Source organism: Paenibacillus sp. P5_B5 (genome assembly GCF_056400365.1).
In genome coordinates this window covers 1-21,533 of sequence record NZ_JBFULK010000026.1, presented here as the reverse complement: position 1 = coordinate 21,533, position 21,533 = coordinate 1, and the positions used below count along the sequence as shown (strand labels likewise).

Sequence of the window (21,533 nt, the reverse complement as noted above, 5' to 3'; positions counted from 1 at the left end):
TTTAGGATTGATTCATATGATAAAACTGTCGTAAGGGTGCTTGTAACGGCATATAGCCATTCATAAATATTTGTTTATAAGTAGCATGATCTGCTGACACCGGTTCCATGATCTCGGATTGCTCAGATCGAATGATAACAGCGGCTTCCTCTACACTCGCATAAGTTCCTACACCAATAGCAGCGGTTACTGCGGCTCCAAGAAGTGTCGCTTCGGCTACCTGAGATACAGTAATCTGGCAGCCCGTTACATCCGATTTAACACGCATCCAGTGGTGATTCCGTGTACCTCCACCTACTGCAATCAGATGGCTAATCGATTCACCTGCAATTTGCTCCGCTTTACGACGAATAGACTCTAGCTCATATGAGGTGCCTTCCAGAACTGCCTTAAGCAGATCACCTTGACTATGAGACTTCGTGACGCCAATAAATGCAGCTTTGGCCTGTGGATCAGGGTTAGGAGCACCACTGCCTGATAAGTAAGGGTAATAGAGGATGCCAGTAGGCTGTTGCTTGGTTTGTGATAACAACTCGGCCATCCGCTCATAGCTCATCTCCGTATCAGATAACTTAGATCTTAACCATTCTATTGATCCACCAGCAGCGTTAATACCGCCCATCCAGAAGTAACGATTCGGTACGACATGGCATCCATAAGACAAGCCTGTAGCAAATTCAGCTTCACCAAGTGGTCTCTCATTCAGCATACCAACGAGTGTCTCCGCTGTTCCCATCGAATCAAATACAATTCCAGGTGTAACAGCTCCAACTGATAAGGATGCGCACACATGATCATGGCCTGCAATTGCTACTGTCGTATGGTTGCTAAGTCCAAGTCCAGAGGCCACATCATTAGACACAGTCCCAAGAGGGGTACCCGCAGGTAATACTTCAGGAAATAGATTCGGGGATAAGTCAAAATGGCGAATCCAAGCCTCATCCCAGCATTTGCGATCGATTCGATAAGCGAATGTTCGAGCAGCGAGCGAATAATCTGTCGCCATACGCCCTGTTAATTGATAAGCAATATAATCTCCCATTGATAGCCATTTGACGTTTGTTAGATCGGCCCCACCACGATCCCGAAGCCATAAAATTTTGGACAATCCTTGCTTAAAATTCGCTCGCAATCCAGTCGCTGTAAATCGCTCTAACGGTTCCCCTGCCTGTTTAATCTGCTCAATCTGATCCATTGTCCGTGTATCGAACCAAGGTATTAGATGAGAACGCGGTACACCTGTCTGCTCATCGACTAATAAGCCCGCCTCTGCCATACTAGCGATCCCTATACTAGCAATCTCCTCACCAGTTATCCCCCTACTTGCTTCACGAATAACTGCCGATACAGTATCCCATAACTCAGTTGGGTCGTAATAATAGTATCCCTCCTCTGTCTGACGTGTTGGAGTTGATCTACTTGCGAGTTTAATACTTGTTCCATTAGGATGGAATAGTCCTGCTTTAATATTGGTCGTCCCTACATCAATTCCCATTATTATCATATTCACTTATCCTCCCCTGAATAATCATTCTTGTCCACTATATTGCCAATAATCAATCTTTATTTGCTAAGGAAAAACAGCTTCAGCGTCCTTATTGGACGGATGCGTTTCTTAGAATTTATGATCTGAAGGTTATAAATTCTATATCGCTAAAAAGCAGTGCTCCTAGGAGCACTGCTCTCTGCACCAATCTTTCTACGGTGCATTGATTAAAAATTCAATATCGCTGTTGCGCTCCATCGCTGAACGAAGTGCGTACTCACTTTCGAATAAAGCGACGTAATTACCCTTTTTGTCTTTAACCAGATGTGAGTTAATACGGAATTTACCAGGATCAATGTTCTTACCGACAATCCAGCGAGCGAATTGATAATTCAAACGCTGTAGCATAATGTCGACACCATATTCCCCTTTCATCCGATGCTCGAACACCTCGAACTGAAGTTGACCAACAACACCAAGAATTGTCTCTTCAAACACACTAGCAGAGTGGAATACTTGAATGGTTCCTTCTTCAGTTAACTGATCGATCCCCTTCTGATACTGCTTATGCTTCAACGCGTTCTTAACTGTTACTTTACAGAACAATTCCGGTGAGAAGGTTGGCAGTTCATCATAGGTGTAGCTTGACCCTTGCACAAGCGTATCCCCAATTCGGAAAATACCTGGATCGAATAATCCGATGATATCGCCTGCATAGGCTTCTTCAACAATGTCCCGATCCTGTGCTAGGAACTGCTGAGGCTGTGCGAGCTTAATATCCTTACCTGCTCTTACATGCCTCACGGACATCCCGCGCTCGAATTTACCAGATACAATCCGAAGGAAAGCCAGCCGATCACGATGCGCTGGATTCATGTTCGCTTGAATTTTAAATACATATCCTGAGAACTTCGGTTCACTTGCTGCAACCTCGCCTTCTGAGCTATTACGCGGCTGTGGCATTGGAGCAAGCTGCAAGAAATTATCTAGGAATGTCTGTACACCAAAGTTATTAATCGCTGAACCAAAGAATACAGGAGTTAACTCCCCAGCTAACACTTTGTCCATATCAAATGGATCTCCAGCTACATCAAGCAATTCTAAATCCTGACATAGCTCATCATGCAAATGATCGCCTGCAATTTCACGAATACGGGGATCTTGATATCCGTCTACAGGATGTACTGTAATCTCACGGTGTTCATCGTTATGATAAAGCTCAACTCTTGATTTCGTCCGATCATAAACGCCACATAACGCTTTACCCATACCAATTGGCCAATTCATTGGGAATGAACGAATACCTAGTACATTTTCAAGCTCTTCAAGCAAAGCGAACGGATTCTGACCTTCACGATCAAGTTTATTAATAAACGTGAAAATCGGAATTCCTCTCATCCGGCATACCTTAAACAGTTTGATTGTCTGTGCCTCGACCCCTTTAGCAACGTCAATTAACATGACCGCGGCATCAGCAGCGGTTAATGTACGATACGTATCCTCCGAGAAATCTTGGTGACCAGGTGTATCCAGAATGTTAACCTTATGCCCCTTATAATCAAACTGCATCACGGAGGAAGTAACGGAAATTCCCCGCTGCTTCTCGATCTCCATCCAGTCAGAGGTAGCGAATTTAGCTGCCTTACGCCCTTTGACTGTTCCCGCTAAACGGATAGCTCCACCGAACAATAACAGTTTTTCTGTTAAGGTCGTTTTACCAGCATCCGGGTGAGAAATAATTGCGAATGTGCGGCGTTTGGCAACTTCCGCTTCCAATTCTTTTTGCGTTTGTACACTCATTTAAGTAAATCCCTTCTAATTTCCGATTAAAAAAGCTCGAGCAGGTGCTGCTTCAATTCCTGTAATTTTTAATGGAGCAATAATCATAAAATAAGTTCCATTAGGAACATCTTTAAGTCTTAAGCCTTCAACAACATGAATTCCTGCACCAAGTAATGTGCGATGTGTACCGTAATTAGGCTGAGCGCGTTCAATTCCTAGCCCGTCCGTTCCGATTCCACGCAGGCCAATTTCTTTGGCATATGCTGCACCACTTTCATTCAGGTAAATGAATTCAAAATCGAATTCCTCTGAGAAGGAATTGCGTGTTTTGAATAACACCCATTCGCCCTTCGTCAAAGCAAATTTCTCTAGATCTTCACGACCAATGCTATCTGTAACGTGAGTTAGATCAAGTACACGTGCTGTATTAACCAGATCATCAAGCGGGATCGATTCAATCGTTTCCCCGCCATCAATCATATGCAATGGGGCATCAATATGTGTACCGCAATGCGCATCAAGTGTAATCTTGGACTCATGTACCTTGCCAGTCTCAAAATTGGATACATTATGAAACTGTGGTTTTTTCTCTTCTTTATTCTTATACACCTGCATACCAGGCTCAATCGTCATCGAAATATCATAAATTTTTGCCATATCGTCGTTTATCCTCCCTTAAGTATCCTGCTTTATCTTGGCTATCTTTGTGTAGCTTGTCCGTAAATAGGCCACCACTTAAAGCCATCTTGAGCAAGAATTTCGTTAGACCGTTCTGGGCCCCAGCTTCCAGCCGGGTAGAATTCAGGGTCTACTACATTATTTTTCCATGACTGCGCAATTCGGTCTACATACCCCCAAGCATGAGCAACCTCATCCCAACGGGTAAAGTAAGTAGAATCGCCACGAGCAGCATCATACAAGAGTCGTTCATAAGCTTCAGGTGTATTGAAGCCTACCTCGCTGCTATGACTGAAATCAAGTGCAATTGGTATAATGCCGTCAGATCCACCAGGTTCTTTAGCATTCATTTTGAAATAGATGCCTTCCTCTGGATGTACACGGAATACGAGTAAATTCGGCTCTAGCTTCTGTTTCTCGGCTAGATAGACACCATCAGGAATGTTCTTGAATTCTACAACCACTTCCGTCGTCTTGGACGGTAGTCTCTTACCTGTACGGATATAGAAAGGAACACCCGCCCAACGGAAATTATCGACAAACACTCTTGCCATAAAATAAGTTTCCGTATTGGAAGCTGGATTCACCTTTTCTTCGTTACGATACGCAGGTAACATCTTGCCGTTCACTTCACCTTGCGCATACTGCCCACGAATAACATTCTCGCGTACAATTTCATCTGTTTTGAGAGCTCTAAGTGAACGTAGTACTTTCACTTTCTCATCGCGAATATCCTCTGGATGCATTCTGCTTGGCGGCTCCATTGCCATCATAGCAATCATCTGCAGCATGTGATTCTGCCCCATATCGCGGAGTGCACCCGCACGATCGTAATAGCCACCGCGCTCTTCAACACCAACAGTCTCACTGAGGGTAATTTGGATGTTAGCAATATATTTGTTATTCCACAAAGGCTCAATGAATGAATTCGCAAAGCGGAACACCCCGATATTCTGCACCATTTCCTTACCTAAATAGTGATCAATGCGGTAAATATCCGTTTCCTCGAACACTTGACGAAGCTGTCCATTTAACTTCTCAGCTGATGGGAGATCATATCCGAATGGTTTCTCAATGACTAGACGATGCCAGCCTGTTGTATTCAATAATCCCCCTTCACGTAAATTAAATGAAACATCACCAAATAATTCTGGTGCAAGTGCTAAATAGAATAGTCTATTGCCACCAGTCTCAAATTTACGATCAAGCTCGTTAACGAGCCCGTCTAATTCACGGAATCCATCCACGTTATGTATATCAAGAGACATATATTGGAAATGTTCGACGAATTTCTCCCATTCGCTATCATCCTCAACACCATGTCTTGCAAATTCATTAATAGCATCACGGACATCTTCACGAAACTCATCTTTGCTTCTAGGACGACGTGCTAAACCAACTACCGCGAAGTTCTCTCCTAAGTTACCTTCACGATACATACTATAGATCGCAGGAAACAATTTTCTTTTTGCTAAGTCTCCTGTTGCTCCAAAAATTAGAAAAACGGCTCCTATCATCTACTCATCATTCTTTCTATATATAGTTTTGTTATGTTTAGCATACCGAAATTATATAACGGATTCAACTCTTTCTAAACAAATGACAAGGTCACACCCCCATAGTTTGGAAATTCTCCATCCTATGAAGGCAAGACCTCATTTGAATACTCATGTTATTGACCATATTTCTTTTTCATTTTCCATATTTCTTTTTCATCTTCCACATAAACCAGAGACAAAATACAACAACGACTACAAGAAGGATTATATCAGATGAATCCATTTCATTAACTCCTTTAATTTCACTTAACCAATCCTTGTTTGAACGCATAAATAGCTGCTTGTGTGCGATCATCTACGCCGAGCTTCCCAAGAACATTTGTTACATGGAATTTAACTGTTTTGATTCCGATAAACAAATCGTCTGCTACCTCTTGGTTGGATTTGCCGGAGGCAATTAGTCGTAGAACTTCCATTTCCCTATCCGTTAAGTCTTCATGTGGAGCAGCTTTGGGCTTAGGCTGACGAAAGCGATTCATTAGTTTGGAAGCCACTTGAGATTCAAGTATTGATTGACCTTTGGACGCTGCTCGAATAGCTCCTGTAATTTCACCCGCACGAGATGTTTTTAGCAAATAAGATATCGCTCCCGCTTCCAGTACAGGGTACATTTTCTCATCATCCAAATAACTTGTCAGCACGATTACCTTGCATTCAGGCTGAAGCGAAAGAAGCTTACGAGTTGCTTCAATGCCATCCATACCGCCTTCCATGACCAAATCCATTAATATGACATCAGGTTCATATTCTTGCGCTAATCGAATACCTTCTTCTCCAGAGCTAGCTTCACCTACAACCTCAATATCTTCCTCTGTTCCAAGAACTGCGGCCAGACCAATTCTAACCATCTCGTGATCATCAACTAGAAGTACTTTGATGCTTGACTCCATCATTTACTCCTCCCTCAACTAGAATAGGTATACGTATATCAATTCGGGCTCCTTGATTCGGTGCAGCAATGATGGATAAGGATCCACCAATTTCTGTTACCCTCTCCTGCATCGTTGCAAGCCCATAAGAAGATTGTTTCTTATCCTGCATATCAAATCCTACGCCATTGTCTCGTATATATAGTCTAACTCCTTCTTGTCTTTGAAGCAGCTTCAATTTTAACTCAATCTTAGAAGCTTTTGAGTGGCGTAATGCATTCGAAAGTGACTCTTGCACAATCCGAAATAAATGATCTTCGATTCCTTTAGGAAGATGAACATCTTCATCCATCTCCCATTCAATCTCAATCGGTACTTTGGCACGCAGCTCTTGTAATAAATCACCCACTGCTTCAGATAAACGCTTACCTTCCAAATGAACAGGACGCAAATGCATAAGCAGTGCTCTCATTTCGGACTGAGCAACAGAAGCCATTTCTTCAATTAGAAATACCTGTCGTTTTGCTTTATCAAAATCCTTATCCATAATGCGCCCAACCGCTGTTGCTGTCATCGAGATCGCAAACAATTGTTGGGAAACCGCATCGTGCAGCTCGCGAGCTAATCTTTGCCGCTCCTCCACAATAGCAGAGAATCGGGCTTTTTCCGCAAGCTCAGCATTATGATTAGATAATCGTTGAAGAGAGGTAACCTGTTCTTCCCACTTCTTAATAATTCGTTCCAATTGTTCTCCGAGCCGACCAATCTCATCTTCACCTAAATCTAAGTTATTACGTGCAAAGCTACCCTTCTCGAGCAACAGCATTCTTTCCATAATCGGGTCAATCCGTTTCTTAATCCGATGACTCGTCCAGAAACCATATAAACTACCCATTATCAGCACAAAGATAACGGCTATCACAACAAGCAGCAGAATTTGATTCCATGTATCAACTTCATTTAATAATCCCAAGTTTTGAAAGCCATAAACCAGAAGAGCTACTAGAATTGCACTAAAGACAATGCCCTCACCCATGCTACGCCACATCATATTGGTTAGTTTACTGTTGTTGCTGCTTTGCATGAGCTCGAACTCCTCCCCTAAGCTTGAAGTACAACCGAAATTAAAGTCTAATTCATAATTTTGATATCAATATCTCCTACGATAAAGGAAACGATTAGTTTCACTCGATTAGAACTCGTACCGTAATTAGATGACTGCCAATTGACCTTGCTCATCACACCATGATCATTGTGCAAATCAACATGAACAGGACCAACTGCAAGGGAAGCTTCTACCCATACTCCAATCTCTTCAGGTACGATAATATCAATATCACCCACCACTCCTTGTATGAGGATAGTGGTCTCTTCCTGCTCCCATATGGCCGTACTTAGATCTAAATTCACCTCTCCAAACACAAACCAGACCGAACTATCTTTAAGTACCCATGGCTCTTTACCCCACCTGATACTATCCATAATCGAATGCTTTTTCTGAAGAAAACAACTTTTATTAGCCTTCCGCGACTGATAGTAAAAATAGCCGCCTAATAGAAACCCAATCGCGATTAGAATCGATACATCCTGAATTAACAGTAAGATGACTCCAATTCCAATCAGAATATAGCCTTTACGGTTGTGATCAGCTCGCATTTGATATAAACCAAATAGAAGTAATATTATGGCAAGCATTAGGTATAGACCGATTGTATGTTCCACTAGTAAAAAAACACCAGCTCCAATAAGTAGATACGCTGTATTCCTATTACGATTGTTTTGAGCTTGGTCCCCCATGATGCCACCTCCGATCCATTCCGTTTTTACATATAGCTTATTCTATTGTAGCTGATCAAATTAATTCTTGATTCAGTCTCAAGGCTACACATACCCCCAACTTTAGTCGGGGAATGTCTTAATGGAACTATATTTGGGTTTAAAAATAATCAAATAAGGATGTTGTAGTACGACCTACAGCATACATCGTAACAGGTCTTTGATATCCCATCAACATAGCTGTAAGTGTTCTTATATCACATTGAAGCTGCTTTTCCCTAATCATCTCTGCTTCCCCATACTTGCTCTATTCGCATCTTAGCTATCTCCCTTATAAATACCTGAAATAGGTGTTTGCCACTTCGTGAGATATCTAGGTCAATTGTCCAATCATTGCATGCCCCTACTTCATATGCTACAACATATCAACGGAAAGGAGGATGTCACTATGAGTGGTGTCAGATTCACTTCTACTGGTGCCATACTGGTACTCTTCATTTTACTAGTAATAATTCTTCAATCCGGGTTATTCTTATTTTAAATTAATTATGGTGAGGAGGAATCAACATGTCCGGTTGTGGCGAAGTATCACCAGTTAGATGCGGTATGGGAACTACAGAAATACTTGTACTCTTTATCTTATTAGTTATTATCCTTTCAGCATTCTGTATGTAATTTCTTAATACTAAGAATATAAGATTTCAGAGTATCTGCCAAGGCAGAAAATCAACCTCAGTTCATTCAGAACTGGGGTTATTTTCATTCTTATAAGGTCTTAACAATGTAAAAAGCTTGCAGGATCTTAAGTCCTACAAGCTTACACATGTATTACGTATGCCGGTGAAGGGACTCGAACCCCCACGGTTTCCCTCACGATTTTGAGTCGCGCGCGTCTGCCAATTCCGCCACACCGGCTTATAAGGATGGATTAACCGTTCCTATTAGTTACAATATTAATATTTTATTAGTAAAATTCATTCTAGTCAACATCTAAAATATAATATACATTTTAGTATATTAATTTACTTATCTAAACGAATCAGTTACACTAACGATAAACCAAGAACATTAGGTGGTGGAATGGATGAATCCAAATGAAAGCATGTCTACTCGCAAGAATGTCCTGCTATTTCTCAAAACCAAAGGCCCTCAGAGCACCAAGGAGATGGCCTCACATCTAGGAATTACAGAAATGGCTGTTCGTAGACATCTACAATCATTAGAGCTAGACGGATTAGTTGAATCGAAGTTGATTCGACAACCTATGGGCAGACCTCTATATCGTTTCAATTTAACTGAACTAGCTGATGATGTATTTACGAAGAATTATCACCTATTAACATTGGATTTGCTTAAAGAACTTTCGGATGAAACGGATGAAGAAATGGTCCAGCTTCTATTCGAACGTCGAAATAACAAGCTGATCCTTAAACATAAATCAATCTTAGAAGGCAAAAATTTACCTGAGAAGGTTGCTGCTTTAACCGATATTCAGAATAAAAATGGCTATATGGCTGATTGGGAACAGACCAGCAATGGTGATTATTTAATCAAAGAACATAACTGCCCCATCGCACAAATAGCCAATGAATACAATTACGCCTGTCAATGTGAGCTGCATCTATTCAAAACACTCTTACAAACAGACGTTGAACGTACGGAATGTCTAGCTAAAGAAGGTAATAAATGCACCTACCTAATTAAACAAAAACAACATACTTGATCTTAAAACAGCATTCCAAGCGGTTGCTGTTTTAATTTTATATTTTACTTTACACACTTTTTATACATTAATGTTGATTTAATTCCGCAAATGAGCCATAATAAGGTTATGAAATACATAACACTTAGGAGGAATTTATACCATGACTTATCAATTACCAGCACTGCCTTATGCTAATAACGCATTAGAACCACATATCGATGAGCAAACTATGATGATTCACCATGATCGTCACCACAATGCTTATGTAACTAACCTTAATGCAGCACTTGAAGGTCACGCTGACCTACAAGGTAAATCCATCGAAGATTTAATCTCCAATATGGATGCACTACCAGAAGCTATTCGTACAGCAGTACGCAACAATGGCGGCGGTCACGCGAACCACTCCCTATTCTGGGAAGTTATCGGACCAAATGCTGGTGGCGAACCAACTGGTGCTCTTGCTGAAGCTATTAACAATGAACTTGGCGGATTCGCTAAATTCAAAGAAGATTTCGCTAAAGCAGCAGCGACTCGCTTTGGTTCTGGTTGGGCATGGCTAAGTGTGAAGGATGGTAAATTAGCTGTTTCCTCCACACCAAACCAAGATTCTCCTATTATGGAAGGTGCTACACCACTCCTTGGATTAGATGTATGGGAGCATGCTTACTACTTGAATTACCAAAACAAACGCCCTGATTACATTGCAGCTTTCTGGAATGTTGTGAACTGGTCTGAAGTTAGCAAACGCTACGAAGCAGCCAAGTAGAAACGGCATTGCCGTCCTTTAGAGTCGGCATCCGTTTCTGCGAGAAATATTAGCAAAGTATAAGTCCATTTTTATACTTTCTTATATTTAAAATAAGCTTTTATCTCAGGAAATATGATAAACAGGGTTACGAATTAATTCGTAACCCTTAAGCTATTCTATAAGCAGGTGATTATCATCGGAATCGTAGTCGTTGAAGTATGTGATAGTAATTTAATGAGTCAGCTTGACCTTGAGGATTTAGAAAATGAATATCCTGATGTCGCTGTGCTTAGAACCTATTGCCTGAGCTTTTGCCGCATGTGTAAAGCTCGTCCTTACGCTATCGTCAACGGTAAGCAAATCTATGCCAAAACCGTAGAAGAATGCCTTGAATTAATCAAGAAAACAATTGAAGAAGAACTAAAAGCATTTTATGAAATGTAAGAGGCCTAGTTAATGCTCGACAACAAATTTTTGCGAGCTACACCGCTATTATACGCAGCTTCAGCAACCGCTTTACGGATTCGTTCTACCACACGTGTATCAAAAGCATCTGGAATAATATAATTTTCATTCAAATCTGCTGGATCAATAACGGAAGAAATGGCTTCTGCCGCTGCAAGCTTCATCTCATCGTTAATGTCTGTTGCCTCACTATCCAGCGCACCTCTGAAAATCCCTGGGAAACACAGTACATTATTTATTTGATTCGGGAAGTCAGAACGACCAGTCGCCATCACTTTCACATATGGAGCCGCAATGGCTGGATCAATTTCTGGCGTTGGATTCGCCATAGCAAATACAATCGGATCCTTCGCCATATTTTGAAGATCCTCTACTTTCAGCATATTCGGTGCGGATACACCGATGAATACATCTGCTCCTTTGATGACATCTGACAGTTTACCGATTTCCATATTTGGATTGGTGATTTGAGCGAAATCACTCCAGTGTGACCGATCATATTGTATGTTTCGACTAATCGCACCCTCACGATCAACCCCAATTAGATTAACGGCACCTGCGCGTAATAGCATTTTGGAAATAGAGATGCCAGCAGCCCCGACACCGTTCACGATGATTTTGACGTCTTTTATATTTTTGTCGCATACCTTCAACGCGTTCAACATTCCGGCTAACACGACAATGGCGGTTCCGTGCTGATCATCATGGAAGACTGGGATGTCTAATTCGGCTCTTAGTCTCTTCTCTATCTCGAAACAACGTGGTGAAGAGATATCTTCCAGATTGATCCCACCAAAGGTCGGCGCAAGTGCCTTGACAATTGAAATGATTTCCTCTGTATCCTTCGTATCGAGACAGATCGGTACAGCATCCACATCAGCGAACTGTTTGAACAGCGCAGCCTTACCTTCCATGACCGGCATCGCTGCTTTAGGACCAATGTCGCCGAGTCCCAATACAGCAGTCCCGTCTGAAATGACTGCCACTGTATTTTTTTTCGTCGTCAGCTCATACGCCTGGGTCTGATCTCGGGCAATTGCCTGGCATACTTTAGCCACGCCTGGAGTATAGACTTTGGATAAGTCTTCCTTGCAAAGAATTGGGTTTTTCAATGTTGTTTCGAGCTTGCCGCCTCTATGCAAATTCATGATTTCTTCCAATAGTTCCACAATGTCGCCTCCCGATAGTTGGCTAACGCCCTTCTCAATCCACTTCCGATCTTCCGGTTGCTCAAGCATAATCTGTACATCCGCTCTGCACATCTCGGAATCCTCGTTCTTTATATCAACTTGAAGTACCTTTCCTCTGTAGGTTTCAACGATATTCACTACATTTGCCATATAATCACTATCACGACGATACTGAATGCGCAAGGTATAAACATATTGCTCGTTTGTATTATTCATAACATTGACCTCCTTATCAAACAACTTATATTCTTATCCTAATAGAAGCTGGTGTCAAGCTTCCGTTCTTCTTAAACGCTTGTCCAACAATCAGCCACCCCATACTGCAATTAGCAGAGTAGCCGCGACTACAGTAAGAGCACCGCCAATCCTTGTAGAAATCTGTGCGAAAGGCATCAACTCCATTCGACCGGAAGCTGACAGAATGGCTACGTCGCCTGTACCGCCAAGACCGCCGCGGCACCCTGTTACAATCGCCGCTTCTATAGGATACATATTGACCCATTTGCCAACGAAATAACCTGTAACAGTCATAGCCATGATTACGCTTGCACAAACCAGAATATAAGGAATAGAGATCAGAGCTGCTACATCTTGCAGTGGAATATACAATATACCTAGACCAACCATCAGCGGCCAAGTCAATGTACTAGAAACTAATTTGTACAACTGGTAGGCACCTTGCTCGATTTTCGTTGGCAACACCTTGAACACTTTAAGCAACGCTGCTGCAAAAATCATCAAAATCGGTCCCGGAATACCTACAAAAGGCGACAATAGATGACCAGTGATAAATAATCCGCAGGCAAACAACAATCCCGCTCCCATGAGCAAAAAGTCAGGTTTTTCAGCATCATAGGTACTTCCACTAAGCTTCGTGCCATCTTTGGATTTAACCAGTACGCCATTACCTGTAATAGATGGATTTTTCTCAGCCATTTTCTTAAGCAGTCCAGCGCCAATAATGGCAAATACATTTCCAATGACCGCAGCTGGAATCATTTGTGCTACATAATAACCTGATTCGCCGCCAAGGATTTGTGAGAATGCAATAGATAGCGGCAGAATGCCTTCGCCAACTCCACCACAGATAATTGGCACAATGATGTAAAACAAGGTACGATGCGCGCTGAAGCCGAGCAACATGCCAACTCCAAGACCTACGGCCACTGCAGCCACCGTTCCAAGCAGCATCGGGATGAAAATACGGATGAAACCGTTGATCAGAGTGGTGCGATTCATTCCAGTTATGCTGCCAGCCACTAGAATAGAAATATAAAGATATAGAAAGTTCGACGTTTTCATTAATGTGTGAACGGAATCAGTAACTGAAGGGTTCAGCACATTCCAGAACACCAGAAGTGAAGGAATCATTAACGACAGAATAGCTGGACCACCAATGTTTTTCAAAATCGGGAGTTTGAATCCCAGATCGCTGAGCAGTATACCCATTATGATAATAACCGCGAATCCACCGATCATATCGTTTGGCAATTCACCGAGTGCAGCAGCGGCAAAAATAATAAGCGCCAATACGATGTATAACGGTAACGGAACGACACCTACCTTAAGTTGCATGAGTCGCTGCCACAATCCTTGCTTCTCTTTAGGCAGCTGTTCCTCTCCCCCTAATTCGACTGACGGCTTTATTACATTTTCCATGTCTTCTTAACCTCCTTAAATCGTTTACACCCCCATCATAAACGGTTTGAAAGCGCTTTTGTTTTTACGTAAATATTGAATACATTTTGTAAATTATTAAAGTAAGCGCTATCTTTTCCTCTTTAATTTTCTATTCAAATAAAAAAACTGCTGCCAGCATGGCAGCAGAAACCTGCATTCAGATTTATACAATATATTTGGATATCGTCATCCTCCCATTAGCTGCAATCTGGTATTTCTGAACTGGTCTCCCCACTGTTCCATATGCCAAATCCATCTCCAACACGCCCATCTCCACTAGAGCGGCACAATATTTGCTAACCGATACTCGTGAGATTCCGGACAACATAGATATGTCCTCGGCCGAGAACCATCCCGCCCCGGCAGACTCAATTACTTTCCAGATCGTTTGAAGCGTCTGCCTTGTGAAACCTTTGGGCAATTCCTGTGACGCTCTCTGTTCCTGGCGAAAACGTGTAATCGTATCCAACTCAGATTGATTGAGGCGTTCTTGATAACGAAACAGCCGATTTTGCTCTCTGTATCTACTTAATGCCGCTTGGAACCGACTGAATTCGAAAGGTTTGATCAAATAATCCACAGCCCCGTTCTGCAACGCCACTTGAATACTCTTTTTGTCGCTTGCAGCCGAAATGACAATGACATCTACCTTAATCCCTCTATGGCGTATTTCGGATAGCAGCTCCAGTCCGTTGCTTTCTTTCATATAAATATCAAGTAGAATCAGTTCATAGACTCCCTGCGCTAGCATACTCAATGCTTCGTCCGTGGACGAAGCCCAACCTTCGGCTTTGAAGCCCTCTACCTGCTCTAAGTAAAATTTGTTCATTTCCGAAACCATCGGATCATCTTCGACGATAAGTACAGAAATTATAGATGTATTCATTATTATTCCTCACTCTTCGCTTCATATGGTAAGTGAACTGTAAATTCAGTACCTTTTCCTGGGCGGCTCTCCAAGTAAATAGATCCCCTTAGCTTGTCCAGGCTTTTCTTAACCAAATACAGACCAATTCCACGGTCTTTACCCTTTGTAGAATAACCCTGCTCATACAACTGCTCCGCTCTAATTTCCGGTAACCCTATTCCATTGTCTACGACTCGTATTCTCAGCTTATGGTCTTCATATAGGAAGCCAATGTCAATCACTTTGTTTGCGCTGCCTAGAGAGGCCTCCAGCGCGTTTTCTAACAGATTTCCAACGATGGTTACTAGTTCACGTGAAATGTCTGGATCAGCAGCTTCAGGTAGTATACCCTCCTCTAGCAGTTCAATCTTAACACCCGCCTCACGCCCACGGCTTTGCTTGCCTAGCAAAAATCCAGCCATAACGGGATCTTTCACTAACCGGATTACAGCATCAGTTTCATTGTGAATATGAAGCATGGTACCTGCCAGATATTGTTCCAATCGTTCGTATTGTTGCATATGGGTCAATCCAATAATGACATGAAGTTTATTCATAAATTCGTGGGTCTGTGATCGCAGTGTATCGGCGTACATGGAAATACCGTTTAGTCTTTCCACAAGAACAGATATTTCAGTCTTGTCACGAAAGCTTGCGATTACGCCTTCTACTTTCTCGCCCACTCTGACTGGAACTACATTGGCGAGCAACGTGACTCCACTCTGCTCAACCTCGATATCCTGCAGCGGTTCACCCGTTTCCAGAACCTTATCCATTCGTAGCTGCGGCCAAATATGCCCCACCATCTGATTTACAGGATCAGCATCTACACCAATAAGATCCATCAATCGCCTGGCTTCAGTATTTACCAGTGTAATTTTCAAATTTTTATCCACGGCAAGTATACCTTCACGTGCGTATTGGAGCATGGCACTCCGTTCTTCAAGCAGTTTCGCAATGGCTTCAGGCTCCATACCGAACATCATTTTTTTAATTTTATTCGCTAGAAAAACCGCTCCCGCTATACCCATTACACCACCAAGTATAATTCCTAAATAAAGGATCCACCTATTCTGATTAACCGCAGTTTGGACGCTGTCAAGTGAAATGCCTACCGCCACAGCTCCAATCTGTTCTCCGTTTACACCATAAATCGGTGAAAACGTTCTTACTGAATCACCTAGTGAACCTTTGGCTGTGGATACGATTTCACTTCCATGTAGAGCTGCGACTTCATCGCCGCCAATAAAATGTTGACCAATCTTTGTTGGATCAGGATGGGTATGACGAATACCGTTCATATCAATCACCACTACGAACTGCACACCGTTGATAGCAAGTATATCCTTTGCAAATTGCTGAACAGCATTAGGATCTCCCCGGCCCTCCAGTTCTTCAATTACAGCAGATGTCTGTGAAACAGTACGAGCGATTGAGAGAGCTTTGTTCTGCAAAGCATCCTTCGTCATTTCTGTCACTTTCATACTGAACAATACATATACAACTAACAACACCATCAAAACTACGGCACAGATCATTAAGGTAATCGTTGTCCGCAGCTTCAATGTTATTCTCCCTATTTTCACTTTGCCTCACCCCAAAGCTCTTTTTAATGTGGTTTGAATCAATTTTATAACTATATTTATAGAATGAGCATATTGCATAAATCTAAGCCTTTGCTGAGCAAGAGGAATTTGAACATAAGAATATCCTCATGATCATTATCTGCAGTAAAAATTGGGTCACTCTTGTAGTGTTCAATATTTTCATGTGAATTAGTTCACATGAATTTCGTCCAAAACTTACTTTATGCTGAGCACTTTTTTATATTTTCGCAAAATGCTCATTTAAAACATAGAGGAAATTATACCCATCATTCTTTGAATAGGAAATTTAGTTTATTTTAAATTAAAAGCAAAAAGGATCTGCTATCAAGTCATCTAACTGACTCGAAAGCAAATCCCTTTAAATTGCTTCTCTGCTAATTATGCCGGTGAAGGGACTCGAACCCCCACGGTTTCCCTCACGATTTTGAGTCGCGCGCGTCTGCCAATTCCGCCACACCGGCTTAATCCATTCTCTGAATGGCTGCCTGATAATTCATTTGAACTATGATCTTGAACTTAAGATAAAAGAATAAGTGGGGCGGACGAGGGGAATTGAACCCCCGAATGTCGGATCCACAAACCGATGCGTTAACCACTTCGCCACGACCGCCATAAAAAAGCTTATGAGATCATTGATCACATAAGCTCATTACTATTTGCTCTGATGCCGGTGAAGGGACTCGAACCCCCACGGTTTCCCTCACGATTTTGAGTCGCGCGCGTCTGCCAGTTCCGCCACACCGGCTTAATCCATTCTCTGAATGGCTGCCCTGATAATTCATTTGAGCTATGGGCTCTAACTTAAGATAATACATGGTGCCGAAGACCAGACTTGAACTGGTACGATAGTCACCTACCGCAGGATTTTAAGTCCTGTGCGTCTGCCGATTCCGCCACTCCGGCTTAATGAAGTAAATTGTGGAGGCGCCACCCAGACTCGAACTGGGGGTAAAGCTTTTGCAGAGCTCTGCCTTACCACTTGGCTATGGCGCCATTAAAAAAATTGGAGCGGAAGACGGGAATCGAACCCGCGACCCTCGCCTTGGCAAGGCGATGCTCTACCGCTGAGCCACTTCCGCTGGCTGGGGATATAGGATTTGAACCTATGCATGACGGAGTCAAAGTCCGTTGCCTTACCGCTTGGCTAATCCCCAATATAGTAATAAGAATAAGTGGGGCGGACGAGGGGAATTGAACCCCCGAATGTCGGATCCACAAACCGATGCGTTAACCACTTCGCCACGACCGCCATAGATATAAACTTGTAAAGCTAGGATATTACTGGCAGGGGCAGCAGGAATTGAACCCACACCAAAGGTTTTGGAGACCTTTGTTCTACCTTTAAACTATGCCCCTATAATGGTGGAGGATGATGGATTCGAACCACCGAACTCGAAGAGAGCAGATTTACAGTCTGCCGTGTTTAGCCACTTCACTAATCCTCCACGTTCACCTGTAACAGTGAATGGTGGCTCGGGACGGAATCGAACCGCCGACACGAGGATTTTCAGTCCTCTGCTCTACCGACTGAGCTACCGAGCCATACTATTAAATTGTTTAAATGGCGGAGCCGACGGGATTCGAACCCGCGGTCTCCTGCGTGACAGGCAGGCATGTTGGGCCACTACACCACGGCTCCGCGATAATTTCATGAAATAAAATGTCTTCATAAAATTGATTGGTTGCGGGGGCAGGATTTGAACCTGCGGCCTTCGGGTTATGAGCCCGACGAGCTACCGGGCTGCTCCACCCCGCGTCATTATAAGCATATACTATTATGGTGGAGGCTAACGGGATCGAACCGCTGACCCTCTGCTTGTAAGGCAGATGCTCTCCCAGCTGAGCTAAGCCTCCGGGATATAAATGGTGACCCGTAGGGGACTCGAACCCCTGTTACCTCCGTGAAAGGGAGGTGTCTTAACCACTTGACCAACGGGCCTTGTTAAAACTTGAAGTAAGTAACTTCAGTAAAATAATGGCGGAGAGAAAGGGATTCGAACCCTTGAGACGCTTGTGGCGCCTACACGATTTCCAATCGTGCTCCTTCGACCAAACTCGGACACCTCTCCATATGGCTCCCCGAACAGGACTCGAACCTGTGACAACTCGATTAACAGTCGAGTGCTCTACCAACTGAGCTATCAGGGAATACTTAATACATTATACAGGGTTTATTCCCTGAAAACTAGTAGCGAACACACATTGCTGCGCTTCCACCTCAAGCCTATCAACCTCGTCGTCTACAAGGGGTCTTACTAATTGGGAAATCTCATCTTGAGGGGGGCTTCGCGCTTAGATGCTTTCAGCGCTTATCCCTTCCGTACATAGCTACCCAGCGGTGCTCCTGGCGGAACAACTGGTACACCAGCGGTACGTCCATCCCGGTCCTCTCGTACTAAGGACAGCTCCTCTCAAATTTCCTACGCCCACGACAGATAGGGACCGAACTGTCTCACGACGTTCTGAACCCAGCTCGCGTACCGCTTTAATGGGCGAACAGCCCAACCCTTGGGACCTACTTCAGCCCCAGGATGCGATGAGCCGACATCGAGGTGCCAAACCTCCCCGTCGATGTGGACTCTTGGGGGAGATAAGCCTGTTATCCCCAGGGTAGCTTTTATCCGTTGAGCGATGGCCCTTCCATGCGGTACCACCGGATCACTAAGCCCGACTTTCGTCCCTGCTCGACTTGTTGGTCTCGCAGTCAAGCTCCCTTATGCCTTTGCACTCTTCGAATGATTTCCAACCATTCTGAGGGAACCTTGGGACGCCTCCGTTACTCTTTAGGAGGCGACCGCCCCAGTCAAACTGCCCACCTGACACGGTCCTCCTACCAGTTCATGGTAGAGAGTTAGAACTCCAGTACGATCAGGGTGGTATCCCAACGTCGCCTCCACACAAGCTGGCGCTCATGCTTCTTAGGCTCCCACCTATCCTGTACAAACCGTACCAAAGTTCAATATCAAGCTGCAGTAAAGCTCCATGGGGTCTTTCCGTCTTGTCGCGGGTAACCTGCATCTTCACAGGTATTAAAATTTCACCGGATCTCTCGTTGAGACAGCGCCCAAGTCGTTACGCCATTCGTGCGGGTCAGAATTTACCTGACAAGGAATTTCGCTACCTTAGGACCGTTATAGTTACGGCCGCCGTTTACTGGGGCTTCGGTTCATAGCTTCGGGTTACCCCTAACCACTCCCCTTAACCTTCCAGCACCGGGCAGGCGTCAGCCCATATACTTCGCCTTACGGCTTCGCATAGACCTGTGTTTTTGCTAAACAGTCGCTTGGGCCTTTTCACTGCGGCCCCCTCGTGCTATTCACACTACCGGGGCACCCCTTCTCCCAAAGTTACGGGGTCATTTTGCCGAGTTCCTTAACGAGAGTTCTTCCGAGCGCCTTAGCATACTCTGCTCACCCACCTGTGTCGGTTTGCGGTACGGGCACCTTCTCCTGGCTAGAAGCTTTTCTTGGCAGCCTGAACTCATGACCTTCGGTACTATAATTTTCCCTCCCCATCACAGCCYAGCCTTATYGATGTGCGGATTTGCCTACACATCAGCCTCACTGCTTGGACGAGCATCCATCAGCTCGCGTCACTATCCTTCTGCGTCACTCCATCGCTCGTAACGGATTACGGTGGTACTGGAATTTCAACCAGTTGTCCTTCGACTACGCCTTTCGGCCTCGCCTTAGGTCCCGACTTACCCTGAGCGGACGAACCTTCCTCAGGAACCCTTAGGTTTACGGCGGACAAGATTCTCACTTGTCTTTTCGTTACTCATACCGGCATTCTCACTTGTGTACGCTCCAGCCGTCCTCACGATCGACCTTCWAGGTATACACAACGCTCCCCTACCACGCAATTAATTGCATCCATAGCTTCGGTGGCGTGTTTAGCCCCGTTACATTTTCGGCGCAGAGTCACTCGACCAGTGAGCTATTACGCACTCTTTAAATGATGGCTGCTTCTAAGCCAACATCCTGGTTGTCTTTGCAACTCCACATCCTTTCCCACTTAACACACACTTGGGGACCTTAGCTGATGGTCTGGGCTGTTTCCCTCTTGACAATGGATCTTAGCACTCACTGTCTGACTCCCGGATCTAAGTTCATGGCATTCAGAGTTTGACTGAACTTGGTAACCCTTGGCGGGCCCCGCATCCAATCAGTGCTTTACCTCCATGACTCGCTTATCCGAGGCTAGCCCTAAAGCTATTTCGGGGAGAACCAGCTATCTCCGAGTTCGATTGGAATTTCTCCGCTACCCCCACCTCATCCCCGCATTTTTCAACATGCGTGGGTTCGGGCCTCCAGTGCGTGTTACCGCACCTTCACCCTGGACAGGGGTAGATCACACGGTTTCGGGTCTACGTCTACATACTATAATTCGCCCTATTCAGACTCGCTTTCGCTGCGGCTCCGTCTTACCAACTTAACCTCGCATGCAAACGTAACTCGCCGGTTCATTCTACAAAAGGCACGCCATCACCCATTAACGGGCTCTGACTTCTTGTAAGCGCACGGTTTCAGGTTCTTTTTCACTCCCCTTCCGGGGTGCTTTTCACCTTTCCCTCACGGTACTGCTTCACTATCGGTCACTAGGGAGTATTTAGCCTTGGCAGATGGTCCTGCCAGATTCCGACGGGGTTTCACGTGTCCCGCCGTACTCAGGATCCGTCTAGGATGTTGYTTGCTTTTGGCTACAGGGCTTTTACCTCATCTTGCGGACCTTTCCAGATCGCTTCGCCTARCAAACACTTCTCCATATTGACGTCCTACAACCCCAAGAAGTAAACTTCTTGGTTTGGGCTGTTCCGCGTTCGCTCGCCGCTACTGACGGAATCACTATTTGTTTTCTTCTCCTCGAGGTACTTAGATGTTTCAGTTCCCTCGGTATACCTCCTCTGTAGCTATGTATTCACTACAGGGTAACTGCGCATTACCACAGCTGGGTTCCCCCATTCGGACATCCCCGGATCAAAGCCTGCATACGGCTCCCCGAGGCATTTCGTCGTTCGCCACGTCCTTCTTCGGCTCCTAGTGCCTAGGCATCCTCCGTGCGCTCTTATTAGCTTAACC

General features: G+C 44.1%; 17 protein-coding genes, 18 tRNA genes and 1 rRNA gene. 5 read left to right on the top strand and 31 right to left on the bottom strand.

Going from position 1 to position 21,533, the window contains the following annotated elements; genetic code table 11:
• Position 1: 1 nt before the first annotated feature.
• From AC1DOK_RS23210 to AC1DOK_RS23175, 8 genes are all read right to left on the bottom strand, one after another.
• The gene (locus tag AC1DOK_RS23210; protein WP_477556661.1) at positions 2-1,504 is read right to left on the bottom strand and encodes an FGGY-family carbohydrate kinase; all 1,503 of its coding nucleotides are present in this window, start codon (positions 1,502-1,504) and stop codon (positions 2-4) included.
• 195 nt (positions 1,505-1,699) lie between these two features.
• Positions 1,700-3,286 carry a peptide chain release factor 3 gene (locus tag AC1DOK_RS23205; protein WP_477556660.1) on the bottom strand — a complete coding sequence of 529 codons (1,587 nt, stop codon included), beginning with the start codon at positions 3,284-3,286 and terminating at the stop codon, positions 1,700-1,702.
• A gap of 15 nt (positions 3,287-3,301) precedes the next feature.
• Complete coding sequence (locus AC1DOK_RS23200) at positions 3,302-3,925, bottom strand: cyclase family protein (protein ID WP_477556659.1); 624 nt, start codon at positions 3,923-3,925, stop codon at positions 3,302-3,304.
• 41 nt (positions 3,926-3,966) lie between these two features.
• Positions 3,967-5,463: a glucose-6-phosphate dehydrogenase gene (gene zwf, locus AC1DOK_RS23195; protein WP_477556658.1), complete on the bottom strand. Its 1,497-nt coding sequence runs from the start codon at positions 5,461-5,463 to the stop codon at positions 3,967-3,969.
• 284 nt (positions 5,464-5,747) lie between these two features.
• On the bottom strand, positions 5,748-6,395 hold the full coding sequence (locus tag AC1DOK_RS23190) for a response regulator transcription factor (RefSeq protein WP_477556657.1): 648 nt from the start codon (positions 6,393-6,395) through the stop codon (positions 5,748-5,750).
• Positions 6,364-7,458, bottom strand: a complete 1,095-nt coding sequence (locus AC1DOK_RS23185; protein WP_477556656.1) for a sensor histidine kinase — start codon at positions 7,456-7,458, stop codon at positions 6,364-6,366. The genes AC1DOK_RS23190 and AC1DOK_RS23185 overlap by 32 nt, the downstream gene beginning before the upstream one ends.
• A gap of 47 nt (positions 7,459-7,505) precedes the next feature.
• Complete coding sequence (gene liaF, locus AC1DOK_RS23180) at positions 7,506-8,171, bottom strand: cell wall-active antibiotics response protein LiaF (protein WP_477556655.1); 666 nt, start codon at positions 8,169-8,171, stop codon at positions 7,506-7,508.
• Positions 8,172-8,310: 139 nt separating this feature from the next.
• A complete protein-coding gene (locus AC1DOK_RS23175) occupies positions 8,311-8,436 on the bottom strand; it encodes a sterol carrier protein domain-containing protein (RefSeq protein WP_477556654.1) in 126 nt (41 codons plus the stop codon).
• 162 nt (positions 8,437-8,598) lie between these two features.
• Between AC1DOK_RS23175 and AC1DOK_RS23170 the strand changes: the two genes are divergently transcribed.
• Together AC1DOK_RS23170 and AC1DOK_RS23165 are read left to right on the top strand one after the other, a co-directional pair.
• A complete protein-coding gene (locus AC1DOK_RS23170; RefSeq protein WP_477556653.1) occupies positions 8,599-8,691 on the top strand; it encodes a YjcZ family sporulation protein in 93 nt (30 codons plus the stop codon).
• Positions 8,692-8,717: 26 nt separating this feature from the next.
• On the top strand, positions 8,718-8,825 hold the full coding sequence (locus AC1DOK_RS23165) for a YjcZ family sporulation protein (protein WP_477556652.1): 108 nt from the start codon (positions 8,718-8,720) through the stop codon (positions 8,823-8,825).
• 160 nt (positions 8,826-8,985) lie between these two features.
• Here the strand turns inward: AC1DOK_RS23165 and AC1DOK_RS23160 are convergent.
• Positions 8,986-9,065 (bottom strand) — tRNA-Leu (locus AC1DOK_RS23160).
• A gap of 169 nt (positions 9,066-9,234) precedes the next feature.
• On the opposite strand from AC1DOK_RS23160, the gene AC1DOK_RS23155 reads away from it, so the two are divergent.
• The 3 genes from AC1DOK_RS23155 (at position 9,235) to AC1DOK_RS23145 (ending at position 11,050) form a co-directional block, all read left to right on the top strand.
• Positions 9,235-9,873: a helix-turn-helix transcriptional regulator gene (locus AC1DOK_RS23155; RefSeq protein WP_477556651.1), complete on the top strand. Its 639-nt coding sequence runs from the start codon at positions 9,235-9,237 to the stop codon at positions 9,871-9,873.
• Positions 9,874-10,015: 142 nt separating this feature from the next.
• On the top strand, positions 10,016-10,624 hold the full coding sequence (locus AC1DOK_RS23150) for a superoxide dismutase (protein WP_477556650.1): 609 nt from the start codon (positions 10,016-10,018) through the stop codon (positions 10,622-10,624).
• 177 nt (positions 10,625-10,801) lie between these two features.
• Positions 10,802-11,050 carry a YuzB family protein gene (locus AC1DOK_RS23145; RefSeq protein WP_477556679.1) on the top strand — a complete coding sequence of 83 codons (249 nt, stop codon included), beginning with the start codon at positions 10,802-10,804 and terminating at the stop codon, positions 11,048-11,050.
• 5 nt (positions 11,051-11,055) lie between these two features.
• Here AC1DOK_RS23145 and AC1DOK_RS23140 read toward each other — a convergent pair whose 3' ends face one another.
• From AC1DOK_RS23140 to AC1DOK_RS23035, 22 genes are all read right to left on the bottom strand, one after another.
• Entirely contained in the window at positions 11,056-12,219 is a 1,164-nt protein-coding gene (locus AC1DOK_RS23140; protein ID WP_477556678.1) for an NAD(P)-dependent malic enzyme, read from the bottom strand.
• A gap of 348 nt (positions 12,220-12,567) precedes the next feature.
• Positions 12,568-13,920 carry a 2-hydroxycarboxylate transporter family protein gene (locus AC1DOK_RS23135; RefSeq protein WP_477556649.1) on the bottom strand — a complete coding sequence of 451 codons (1,353 nt, stop codon included), beginning with the start codon at positions 13,918-13,920 and terminating at the stop codon, positions 12,568-12,570.
• A gap of 184 nt (positions 13,921-14,104) precedes the next feature.
• Complete coding sequence (locus tag AC1DOK_RS23130; protein WP_477556677.1) at positions 14,105-14,815, bottom strand: response regulator; 711 nt, start codon at positions 14,813-14,815, stop codon at positions 14,105-14,107.
• Positions 14,816-14,829: 14 nt separating this feature from the next.
• The gene (dcuS, locus tag AC1DOK_RS23125; protein WP_477556648.1) at positions 14,830-16,413 is read right to left on the bottom strand and encodes a DcuS/MalK family sensor histidine kinase; all 1,584 of its coding nucleotides are present in this window, start codon (positions 16,411-16,413) and stop codon (positions 14,830-14,832) included.
• A gap of 423 nt (positions 16,414-16,836) precedes the next feature.
• Positions 16,837-16,916 (bottom strand) — tRNA-Leu (locus tag AC1DOK_RS23120).
• 73 nt (positions 16,917-16,989) lie between these two features.
• Positions 16,990-17,065: transfer RNA gene (locus AC1DOK_RS23115), tRNA-His, on the bottom strand.
• A gap of 55 nt (positions 17,066-17,120) precedes the next feature.
• Positions 17,121-17,200, bottom strand: a tRNA-Leu gene (locus AC1DOK_RS23110).
• A gap of 69 nt (positions 17,201-17,269) precedes the next feature.
• Positions 17,270-17,358, bottom strand: a tRNA-Leu gene (locus tag AC1DOK_RS23105).
• Between the two features lie 16 nt (positions 17,359-17,374).
• A tRNA-Cys gene (locus tag AC1DOK_RS23100) sits at positions 17,375-17,448 on the bottom strand.
• An 11-nt stretch (positions 17,449-17,459) separates the two neighbouring features.
• Positions 17,460-17,534, bottom strand: a tRNA-Gly gene (locus AC1DOK_RS23095).
• Positions 17,535-17,609: transfer RNA gene (locus AC1DOK_RS23090), tRNA-Gln, on the bottom strand. It abuts the tRNA gene before it with no gap.
• A gap of 19 nt (positions 17,610-17,628) precedes the next feature.
• Positions 17,629-17,704: transfer RNA gene (locus AC1DOK_RS23085), tRNA-His, on the bottom strand.
• Positions 17,705-17,737: 33 nt separating this feature from the next.
• Positions 17,738-17,811, bottom strand: a tRNA-Trp gene (locus AC1DOK_RS23080).
• A 4-nt stretch (positions 17,812-17,815) separates the two neighbouring features.
• Positions 17,816-17,900, bottom strand: a tRNA-Tyr gene (locus tag AC1DOK_RS23075).
• A 21-nt stretch (positions 17,901-17,921) separates the two neighbouring features.
• A tRNA-Phe gene (locus tag AC1DOK_RS23070) sits at positions 17,922-17,997 on the bottom strand.
• 20 nt (positions 17,998-18,017) lie between these two features.
• Positions 18,018-18,094 (bottom strand) — tRNA-Asp (locus AC1DOK_RS23065).
• A gap of 40 nt (positions 18,095-18,134) precedes the next feature.
• Positions 18,135-18,211: transfer RNA gene (locus tag AC1DOK_RS23060), tRNA-Met, on the bottom strand.
• A 22-nt stretch (positions 18,212-18,233) separates the two neighbouring features.
• Positions 18,234-18,309: transfer RNA gene (locus tag AC1DOK_RS23055), tRNA-Val, on the bottom strand.
• Positions 18,310-18,319: 10 nt separating this feature from the next.
• Positions 18,320-18,394, bottom strand: a tRNA-Glu gene (locus AC1DOK_RS23050).
• Between the two features lie 37 nt (positions 18,395-18,431).
• Positions 18,432-18,524 (bottom strand) — tRNA-Ser (locus tag AC1DOK_RS23045).
• Between the two features lie 3 nt (positions 18,525-18,527).
• A tRNA-Asn gene (locus AC1DOK_RS23040) sits at positions 18,528-18,603 on the bottom strand.
• An 18-nt stretch (positions 18,604-18,621) separates the two neighbouring features.
• Positions 18,622-21,533 (bottom strand): 23S ribosomal RNA (locus AC1DOK_RS23035).